General features: G+C 72.8%; 9 protein-coding genes and 1 tRNA gene. 2 read left to right on the forward strand and 8 right to left on the reverse strand.

Annotation, left to right across the window (positions count from 1 at the left end; genetic code table 11):
* The first annotated feature begins 114 nt into the window (after positions 1 to 114).
* Complete coding sequence (locus ACZ434_RS00795; RefSeq protein WP_468450335.1) at positions 115 to 1,437, forward strand: M6 family metalloprotease domain-containing protein; 1,323 nt, start codon at positions 115 to 117, stop codon at positions 1,435 to 1,437.
* 54 nt (positions 1,438 to 1,491) lie between these two features.
* Here ACZ434_RS00795 and ACZ434_RS00800 read toward each other — a convergent pair.
* The 8 genes from ACZ434_RS00800 to ACZ434_RS00835 all read right to left on the reverse strand — a co-directional run bounded on the left by ACZ434_RS00800 (position 1,492) and on the right by ACZ434_RS00835 (position 8,871).
* A tRNA-Lys gene (locus ACZ434_RS00800) sits at positions 1,492 to 1,565 on the reverse strand.
* A complete protein-coding gene (locus ACZ434_RS00805; RefSeq protein WP_468450337.1) occupies positions 1,556 to 2,143 on the reverse strand; it encodes a bifunctional DNA primase/polymerase in 588 nt (195 codons plus the stop codon). The genes ACZ434_RS00800 and ACZ434_RS00805 overlap by 10 nt, the downstream gene beginning before the upstream one ends.
* Before the next feature lie 133 nt (positions 2,144 to 2,276).
* On the reverse strand, positions 2,277 to 2,645 hold the full coding sequence (locus ACZ434_RS00810) for a hypothetical protein (RefSeq protein ID WP_468450339.1): 369 nt from the start codon (positions 2,643 to 2,645) through the stop codon (positions 2,277 to 2,279).
* Positions 2,646 to 2,990: 345 nt separating this feature from the next.
* The gene (locus ACZ434_RS00815; RefSeq protein ID WP_468450341.1) at positions 2,991 to 3,671 is read right to left on the reverse strand and encodes a DUF2238 domain-containing protein; all 681 of its coding nucleotides are present in this window, start codon (positions 3,669 to 3,671) and stop codon (positions 2,991 to 2,993) included.
* Positions 3,672 to 3,874: 203 nt separating this feature from the next.
* A complete protein-coding gene (locus ACZ434_RS00820; RefSeq protein ID WP_468450343.1) occupies positions 3,875 to 5,224 on the reverse strand; it encodes an AAA domain-containing protein in 1,350 nt (449 codons plus the stop codon).
* A complete protein-coding gene (locus tag ACZ434_RS00825) occupies positions 5,221 to 6,822 on the reverse strand; it encodes a hypothetical protein (RefSeq protein ID WP_468450345.1) in 1,602 nt (533 codons plus the stop codon). The genes ACZ434_RS00820 and ACZ434_RS00825 overlap by 4 nt, the downstream gene beginning before the upstream one ends.
* Positions 6,813 to 7,961 (reverse strand): hypothetical protein, encoded by a 1,149-nt coding sequence (locus ACZ434_RS00830; protein ID WP_468451752.1) that lies wholly within the window; start codon positions 7,959 to 7,961, stop codon positions 6,813 to 6,815. The genes ACZ434_RS00825 and ACZ434_RS00830 overlap by 10 nt, the downstream gene beginning before the upstream one ends.
* Positions 7,912 to 8,871, reverse strand: coding sequence for a phosphatase PAP2 family protein (locus tag ACZ434_RS00835; RefSeq protein ID WP_468450347.1), 960 nt, complete (start codon positions 8,869 to 8,871; stop codon positions 7,912 to 7,914). Before ACZ434_RS00835 ends, ACZ434_RS00830 begins: the two co-directional genes overlap by 50 nt.
* Positions 8,872 to 9,071: 200 nt before the next feature.
* Here ACZ434_RS00835 and ACZ434_RS00840 point away from each other — a divergent pair, with 200 nt between their 5' ends.
* Entirely contained in the window at positions 9,072 to 9,668 is a 597-nt protein-coding gene (locus tag ACZ434_RS00840) for a histidine phosphatase family protein (protein WP_468450349.1), read from the forward strand.
* Positions 9,669 to 9,751 lie beyond the last annotated feature (83 nt).

Genomic DNA, 9,751 nt, shown 5'->3' on the forward strand with positions numbered 1-9,751 from the left:
CCCGCCCGGATGCCCGCCGTTCTCACCCGTCCGGTGCAGCTGAACAGGGCGCGGTACGGCACATCGCCACAGTCTGGGGTGCGGTGTCCCGCGAACCGTCTCCCGGAGGTCCCCGTGCCGCGTCAGCTCACCCCGGGAGGACTCGGTCGTGAGGCACTGCGGAACCGGCTCGCCCGATCGGGTGTACGGCCCCTGCTGAACCGCTGGCGCACCACCGCGGCGATGTGCACCACCATGTCGGCGCTCGCGGCGACCTCCATGGTGAACGTCCCCTCCGGCGCCGAGCCGTTCTCCGCGGCACCCTGCGCCCTCACCCGTACCGACGCCCACCACTCCGAGGGCCTGGACACCTGGAACGCCGCCTACCCCCGCCCCGCCCGCTCCCTGGACGCGGTGATGGTGTTCCTCTCCTTCCCCGACTCCCACCCCCTGACCACCCCCGCCGAACTCGCCGCCGACCACTTCCCCGCCACCAGCCGCTTCTTCCGGCAGGCCTCCTACGGCGCCTTCACCCTGCGCCCGCACCCCCTGCGGCAGTGGATCCGCATGCCGCGCCCCTCCACCGAGTACGCCATACAGCGCGACTGGACCGTCGCCCACCGCGCGGCCTACCTGCGCGACGCGCTCGCCGCCACCGACCGGCACGTCGACTACGCCCGCTACGACGTCGTCTACTTCGTCGCCGACCCCGACGCGCCGGGCGTGGACTCCGACGCCACCAAGGTCGTCAACCTGGACCGCCCCCTGCGCGCCGACGGGACCGACATCCGCCGTGTCGTCACCGTCTTCGAGAACCACCCCCCGGACCGGCTCGTCCTCGCCCACGAGACCGGCCACGTCTTCGACCTGCCCGACCTCTACCACCGGCCCGCGGACGGCAAGGGCGACTGGGACACCCACGTCGGCGACTGGGACCTGATGGGCAGCCAGTTCGCCCTCGCCCCCGATCTCTTCGGCTGGCACAAGTGGAAGCTGGGCTGGCTGGGACCCCGGCAGGTGCGGTGCGTGCAGGACGGGCCGGTACGGCTGACGCTGGAGCCGCTGGGGGCCGGCCCGGGAACACCGGTGACCGGGGCCGCCGGGGCACCCTCCTTCGGCCTCGGCCGGGGCACCAAGCTCGCGGTCGTCCGCACCGGCGCCGACACCGCGCTCGCCTTCGAGGTGCGCGGAAAGGTCGGCAACGACACGGCGGCCTGCCGGGAGGGTGTGCTGGTCTACCGGGTGAGCGGCGACGTCCGCTCCGGGCGCGGCCCCGTCGAGGTGATCGACGCCCACCCGCACACCGAGGCCTGCTGGGAGGACTCCGTCTACCCGCCCCTCGCCGACGCGCCGGTCGCCCTCGGCGAGAGCTTCACGGTGCCGGGCACGTCCGTACGGGTGGAGGTGGAGGGGCGTACGGCGTCGGGGGCGTGGACGGTGAAGATCAGCACGAGATAACCGTCGGAACATGACTGAGGCCCCTCGCTGCTGCGAGGGGCCTCACTCATGTCGTGCGCCGCCAGGGACTCGAACCCCGGACCCGCTGATTAAGAGTCAGCTGCTCTAACCAACTGAGCTAGCGGCGCCTGCTGACGTCGTAGACATTAGCACCACGATCGGCGGGAGGAAAAATCGATATCCGCACGGCCGCCCGCGCCGCCCGTACGGCCGCCCACAGCAGTACCTCCGGGCCCGGCAGCCAGGGACGACGGGTGTCGGGGGCGACCAGCCAGCGGCCGGTACCCCCCGGCTCGGCCGGCTCCACGGGCGCCGGGAGCGTCACCGCGTCCCCGGCACCGTGGCACAGCAGCGGCGGCACCCCGTCCGTCCGCGCACCGCGCGCACCCCACTCCTCCCACTCCAGAAGCGCCGGCAGCCGCTGGGCGGTACCGGGCGCGGCGAAGAGCAGCATCCGCCCGCGGTACTCCGCCACGGGGCCGGACCCCGGCCCCTCCTCCCACATCCGGTCCAGCATCCGGCGCCCGAACACGGAGGTGACGCTCACCACGTCGAAGACCACACCGCAGGGCAGCACGACCGGGGCGTCCGGCCGCTCCCCCCAGTGCGAGAGCGTGCTGCGCGGATACGTTCCCGCCGAGGCGAGCCAGGCGGCACCGTCCGGGGTGACACCGCTGACGTCGGAGACATTCCGTGTACTGCTCATGACGGATACATCTACCGCCGGTGAGGGAACGGTTCCGCAGAGTCGCCTGAACCGCTGACGCGAGACCGGCCGACCGAGTATCCTGCCCACCCGGCATATGCCACACCCGTTCGAGCGGCGCGTCCCCGGAAACTCAGGCGGGGTCGGCGAGGTACCCCGGTCCGTCCCCGCCCCGCATCAGCTCCCGGCCGAACTCGACCATCTTCTTCGCGTAGTCCTCGGTCCACTCGGCACGCTCGGCGATGTCCGCCGTCGTCAGCCGGTCGAAACGCCGGGGATCGGCCAGCTGGGCCGCCGCCATCGCCTGGAACTCCGTCGCCCGGTCCGCCGCGGCACGGAACGCGAGCGTCAGCTCGGTCGCCCGCTCCAGCAGCGCGCGCGGATCCTCGATCGACTCCAGGTCGAAGAAGTGCTCCGGATCCGAGGCCGCCTCCGCGGGCTCGAACAGCAAGGGCGCGGGGCGTAGCCGCGGCTGCTCCCGACGCGGCGCCTGCTCCGCCATGAGATCTCCTTCACGTACGACGATCGCCCCCCGGTAGGCGGGCCACCGTCCATTGTCCCGCGCCCACGCAAGAGGGCCTCGACACCGCGTTCGGCGGTGCCGGTCACACTGGGAGCTTCGAAGGGTTTCAGGCCACTGAGGAGGCTCCGTCCGGCGAGGGCTCCTCCGGTCGGTGATCGTCGTGCGCGGTGAAGACGAAGGCCGAGTGGTCGCCGTCCAGGTCGATGGTCAGTGACGCGTTCAGTGCCCTGGCCAGGCGGTTGAGCAGCGGCAGGGTCGGTACCGAGTCGCCACGCGCGGTAGGGAAGGGCGTCTCGGGGCGGCCGGATGCGCTCGGCGCATCGTTCAGTCCCTCGCGGGAACCCCGAGGCGGGCAAGGCTGCGGTCGTGCGGGCGGCTGAGAATCAGCAGCGCACAGGTGGCGCCGATCAGCGCGCAGAACATGTCCCACTGGGTGTCCCAGACATCGCCTTGCGTGCCCAGGAACGCGTCGGCCGCCTGTCCGCCGATCACGGCCGCCAGCCACTCCAGCATCTCGAAGGTGGCGCTGAAGGCGAGGCAGGCGCAGACGGTCAGCGGGGGGAGCCAGCGACTGCCGCGCAGGGGCGAGGTCCGGACGAGAAGCTCCCGGACCAGGATCGCCGGGACGAAGCCCTGCATGAGGTGTCCGAAGCGGTCGTAGGGGTTGCGCTCCAGACCGAACCAGTCGCGCACCCAGTCTCCGGCCGGAACTTCCGCGTACGTGTAGTGCCCGCCGACGATGAGGACGAGGGCGTGGACGGCCAGGAGGCCGCACAGCAGACCGCTCAGCGGAAACCGCCGGCGCAGCAGGACCGCCATCGGCAGGCCCACCATCACCCACACCGTTTCCAGCACCCAGGTCGTCGGGTCCTTGGCACCGAACGCCGACACCACGAGCGCCACCGCGACGAGGACCGCGAGAACGGCGGGCAGTCGCCGGCCGCCACGGCCCGGGACCGGGAGTGCGCGGTCCGGTGATCCGGCAGACGCGGGGAAGGACGGCATCAGTGGCTCCTCATGTCCGAGTCCCCGACTGTCCGGCGGTCCAGCCGTCCGGGGAGTACCGCCATCCTCGACGCGCCGTGACATCCCGGCATGAGTACGCCTACTCAACTGCTCTGCGTGCCAAGCACGTTGGCCCCCTGGGGCAGCCAGGCCACCCGGCGCCCAGCGTGCCGGTACGGACGAGTGCCGTCTTCCTGGGGTGGTCAGGGTCGCCAGGTCACCCGGTGTTTCGCCAGGTGGGCCAGGACTGCCTGGTTCGCTTCCCAGCCGTCCGGGAATTTGACGAGTGTGCCCAACTGGACTGGTTCTGTGGAGGGGTAGTCGTCCAGGAGGTCGGATACGCCGTCGCGGCAGATGACGATGCAGGCGTGGCGGTGGCGGGAGGTCAGGACGCAGAGGCGGCCGGTTTCGAGGTGGAAGGCGGTGGCGTCGGGGCGGCCGGAGAGGGGGTGGAGGACGACGGTGACGTCGTACTCGCGGCCCTGGAGGCGGTTGGCCGTGTCGACCGTCACGTTCGGCACGCCGAGTTCCGCCAGGGCCGTGCGGATTGCTGCTGCCTGGTCGCGGTGGGCGGTGCCTACGGCGATGCGGTCCGCGGTGAGGGGGGTGGGGGTGGGGGAGCGTTCGGAGGTTGATGCTCCCTCGCGGTCCAGGAGGCGGCGGATGGTGAGGGCTACCGCCTGGATTGCTTCCGGGTCCGTGCGGGGGGTGTGGCGGGCGGGGAGTTGGAGGAGGCCCCAGCCGGATGTCGCCGCCTCGTCGATGACCCGGTCGGGGGCCGAGCCGTCGGACGGGACGGAGAAGGTGAGGCCGCGGTCGGCGTGGTCGGTGCCGCTGCGGAACGGGGTGTACGGGTAGAAGGCGTCCGAGACCAGGGGGGCGGCGGAGGCGGGGAGGCGCCAGGAGACCGGGAGGCGGTGCTGGGGGAGGTCGGGATTGTGGGCGAGGAGGGTGGTGACGGCTGAGCCGGAGGGGTCGTAGGAGAGGCCCGCCCACTGTTCGGCGCCGACGATGGAGAAGGGGTCCAACTGGCCCGGGTCGCCCACGAACAGGGCTCGGTCGAAGAGGCCGGCCACGGCCAGCAGGGAGTCCGAGCGCATCTGGTAGGCCTCGTCGACGATCGCGTGCTGCCAGGGCTCCACGCCCTTGACGTGTGCCCACTTCGCCGCCGTGGAGATGACGACGGGCAGGCCCGTGAGGTCGGCGGGCTTCGCCGACTTGCGGACGTTGTCCAGCGCGTCGAGCGCCTTGTCGTAGGGGTCGGTGTCGCTGCTGTGGAGGCGGCCCACCGGGAGGTCGGGGTTCTTCTCGGCCAGGCGCAGGACCAGGTCGTCGACCTGGGCGTTGGTCTGGGCCACCACCATCAGCGGGCGGCCCGCCTCCGCCAGCTCCAGGGCCGCGCGCACCACGAGCGTGGACTTGCCGGCGCCGGGTGGGGAGTCGACGACCACGCCGCGCGCGGTGCCGTGCAGGGTGTCGTGGAGGATCGCGTCGGTGGCGCGGGTGGCTGCCGCGCCCGGGTCGAAGGCGGTGGGGGAGGCGGGGGCGGTCACAGTACGTCCTCATCGGTCACCTGGTCGGCGGGCTCCGGTACGGGCTCCTCACCGGGCGGGCCGCCATGGGTCCACGGGGTCTCCTCCGGGTCGGGGAGTTTCGCCCCTCCGCGCGGTTCGTGCTCGAACAGCGTGAAGCACACGTGGTCGCCCTTCTCGGGGACCGATCCCTCCTCCGGTTCCTTGCCCCGGCCCATCCTGTCCAGGACACGGAGGACCAGGAGACCTGATTCGGGGCCGTCCTCGTAGTCCACGAACTCCGTGGTCTGCGGTTTTCCGTTCAGGGAGCGGTAGGCCTTCACGCGCTCGCCGAGGTACGGGGTGTCGTCCGTGCGGACGGTGATCAGCGGGCGGGGGCTCGGGCGCTTGCTCTCGGTGTAGGTCATCACGACGTCGACCACCTCGCCGGCGAACGCTTCTCCGGACAGCCGCCGGGCCGCCATCACCAACGGGTCGTCGAGGGCTTCCTGGGCTTCCAGGCGGGACTGTTCGCGCTCGCGTGTGGCGAGCTTGTTGGCGGCGGTCACCGCGTCGTCGCGGCGGGGCTGTGGCGGTTCGCCGGACAGGACACGGTCGCGGTGGCCGGTGAAGGACCAGCGGTCGCGGGTCCAGCGTTCCTCGACGCGTGTGCCCTCCGGAAGCTCCGCCAGCAGGTCGAGGCCCCGCCACACCGCGTCCCACGTGGGTCGCGTGCGGCTCTCCACCAGGGCGCGGACCTCCCGTTCGGCCGCGGTGAGGGTGCCCAGGCGGTCGTCGGCCTCCAGGCCGTCCTCCGCCGCCGCGAGGGCGGTGCGGGCGCGGTCGTAGCGCTCGATCGCGGGGGCGAGGAGCTTGTTGTCGAAGGCCGGGTCGGTCGCCGGGCCCGCGGGCGGGCAGAGCAGCTGGCCGGCGGCGTCCCGCGCGTGTTCGGCCTCCTGCGCGGCCTCGGCGCCGGAGCGGCCGTCGGGCGGGGCGATCCACGCGAGCAGGGCGCCCAGGTGCTGGTCCTCAAGGGTGGACTGACCCGTTGCCCAGTGCCGGCCCAGGACGTCCGTCATGGCCAGGAGGAGGGAGGAGCCGGGGACGCGGGCCCGCTCCCCGAAGTGCGTCAGCCAGCGGCCGAGCAGGGGGACGCGGGGCGGTGCCGGGAACGGGGTCTCCGGGTCCTGCTCCGCCGTGCGCCGGAAGCGCATGGAGCGGCCGAGCAGCCGTACGAGGTCGATGCCGGCCCGGGACGGCACGATCAGCTGGGGCGCGTCCGAGCACAGCTCGACCTCGACCTTGACGCGCTTGCCGGTCTCCGGGTCGGTCTCGGAACGCTCGGCGGCCTCCACGGTGTCCGCGAAACCGTCGACGTACGGCAGTACGACGTCGGCCAGCTCGGCGAGGAACGCGAACCGCAGGTCGCGGTCGCGCGGCTGGGGGACGACCAGGAGGCGGGGAGCGTCCCGGTCGGTGCCGACCAGTGCGCCGAGGGGGGCGCCCGCCTCGCCGGCCGTGGTGAGCGGGACGAAGACCAGAGGGCGGTCGGACAGGTGCCGGTGCCTGACGGTGGCGGCGGGCTGGGCGCGGCCGGTGCTGACGGCCTCGAGGCGGGCGAGGGTGGCGATCAGGGACAAGGGGCCACCTCCGGGGCGGCGGTGGTCGTGGTGCGAAGGGCCTCCGCGCGCAGGGCCGCCGCCCTGCGGAGTGCGGCCACCGCCGGGTCGTCGGGGTCACCGGCCTCCCCGCGCGCCGCCGCCAGTACGTCCTCGACCGTCGTCAGACCGCCCAGCTCCGCCCGTACCGGACGGCCGAGGGAGGTCACCGCGCCGGCCGCGCGGGAGCGGTCCCGGCAGTGGAAGGCCAGCTCGCACGCGGAGAGGCACTCCGGGGCGTAGGTCGCCGGGACCGATTCCACTGCCTGCGTCAGCTGCTCGGCGGGCAGCTCCGGGGAGAAGCAGGTGCCCTCGGGGAGCGTGTCGGCGATCTCCTCGATACGCGTGAGCCGGGTCAGCTGGCGGGCGGTCACCGCGCGCTGTTTGCGTACGTCCACGGCGGACGCGGTGGGGAGGTTGGAGAAGTCCTTCGGGCAGACCAGGAGGACGCGGTGCCGTACGCGCGGGGCGGGGTCCAGGCGCGCCGCGACCTGCTCCAGGGCCAGCACGTACACCGCCGCCTGGCGGGCCGCCGCGCCGACCTTCGCCGGGTCCGCGGCGCCGTCCAGCATCGGGAACGACTTGATCTCCACGACCGTCCAGCTGCCGTCCGGGTGCACCACCACCGCGTCCGGCTCCAGATGGGCGGGGGAGCCCGCGACGTCGAGCGCGAGCATGGGGTGGTCGAGCAGTGTCCAGGAGCCCGGTGTCCCGGTGGCCTCGCGCAGCGCCAGCTCGGTGCGGGCCGTGCGGCCCTGGGGGCCCTGCGCGGTCAGGTCGGGCACGTGGGCGCCGGCGGGCGGCTCGGCCGCGCGGTCGAGCTTCTCGTGGGCGAGGCGCAGCAGCTCCGTACCGCCGTCCGCCTTGACCTTCGCCTCGAACGCGTTGCCCCGCACGAACGCGAACTGCGACTGGCCGAAGACCGAGGGTGAGCCCAGCGCGCTCGCGAGCGCCGCCTTGTTCACCCCGGCGCCGTCGAGGATCGCGCGCCGTCTGCAGCCCGGGTTGGCGGCGAGGGCGGCCAGGGCGCGCGCGTCCAGCGCCTTGGCCGGGACCTCCGGGCCGCGCAGCTCAGCGAGCCGGTGCCGGAGCGTCTTCGTCCGCGTCCGAGGGGGAGGCACCCGGTCCGGAGTCCGGTCCGTACCGCGGTTCGGGGTGCCGCTGCCGTGGAATTCGCTCACCCGCGGAAGTCTGGCATCCGGCACTGACAATCGTGGAATGCGAGGCGGACGGGGCCACCGGGACGGGGGCGGTGCGGGCGCGGAAGCGGGCCTTCGCCAGGTCGGCGTACCGCATCACGTGGGGGGCCAGCAGGAAGCCCGCGCCCATGACGGCGGCGCCCGCGGCCGCGTCGAGGAAGTAGTGGTTCGCGGTGCCCATCACGACGATCGTGGTCACCAGGGGGTAGACGACCGCCGCCGTCCTCGTCAGGCGGGTGCGCCCGTATTTCCAGAGGATCACACCGCACCACAGGGCCCAGCCCACGTGCAGGCTCGGCATCGCCGCGTACTGGTTGGTCATGCCGCCCAGCCCGCGCGGGGCGCTCGCCTCGCCGCCCCACCAGCCGTACGAGCTGTAGTACGCCATCGTGTCCACGAAGCCGTGACTGGCCTCGAGCAGCCGGGGCGGACACGTGGGCAGCAGGGTGAAGCCGATCAGGCCGATGAACGTGGACGTCATCAGCCAGGTGCGCGCCGCGCGGTAGCGCACCGCGTGGGAGCGGAACAGCCAGACGAGGACCGCCGGGGTCACCAGGTAGTGCAGCGACGCGTACCAGAAGTCCGCGGGTATGCCTATCCACGGCTCGCGCGTGAAGAGACGGTTCAGCGGGTGCTCCGCGTTGAGGAACAGCGCCTTCTCTATGCGCAGGATCGCCAGGCCGTGGTCCACGGCGTCGGCGACGTCGCCCCGTACGACCAGACGCCCCGCCGAGTAGCAGGCGTACACCAGGAGGATGAGCGGCAGCTCGGTCCACCAGCGCAGCCGGGTCGCCGGGACCGCCTCGGTGCCCGGTGTCTCGGTGTGCGGCATCCGATCGCTCCCCCTCGTTCTCGCGCGCTCGCGCGCCGCTCGTTCGGCGGCCAGTCACTCTACGGTGTCCTGCGCGTCCCCCGTGAGACGCCCTCGGCCCTCATAGACGCAAAGATCTCCTGCCGGGTTGCCACCGACCAGGGTGCGCGAAGATGGAGGGGTTCCGCTTGCGATTTCTGTGAATGTCAGGAAGGTCTCCCATGGCACCGCGCATCCTGCTGGCCCGGCACGGACAGACCGAGTGGTCGTTGTCCGGCAAGCACACCGGCAGGACCGACGTACCGCTCCTGGAGGAGGGGCGGCGGGGGGCCAAGCTGCTGGGGGAGCGGCTGCGGCGGGCGCCGTTCGACGGGCTGCCGGGTGTCGAGGTGCGGACCAGTCCGCTGGTGCGGGCGCGGGAGACGTGCGAGCTGGCGGGGTTCGGGGAGCGGGCGTCCAGCTGGGACACGCTGATGGAGTGGGACTACGGGGCGTACGAGGGGATGACGCCGGGGGAGATACAGGCCGTTCGGCCGGGGTGGCTGATATGGCGGGACGGGGTGCCCGGGGGCGAGAGCCTGGGGGAGGTTTCGGCGCGGGCGGACGAGGTCGTGGAGTGGGCGCGGTCGGGTGAGCGGGATGTGCTGGTCTTCGCCCACGGGCATATTTTGCGGGCGATCGGGGCGCGGTGGTTGGGGCTGTCGTTGGAGTTCGCGGCGCGTATCCGGTTGAACCCGACGTCGCTGTCGGTGCTTGGGTGGGCGTATGGGGAGCCGGCGATCGAGTCGTGGAACGAGCAGGGGCATCTGATTCCCTGAGCGGGGTGCGTTGACCTGTGCGGTCGGGTGGGGCTGGGTGCTGCCCCGGTGTGCCGTGGGACGGGTGCGCGCCCGGGGTTGTG

Source organism: Streptomyces sp. NPDC030893, from assembly GCF_055571535.1.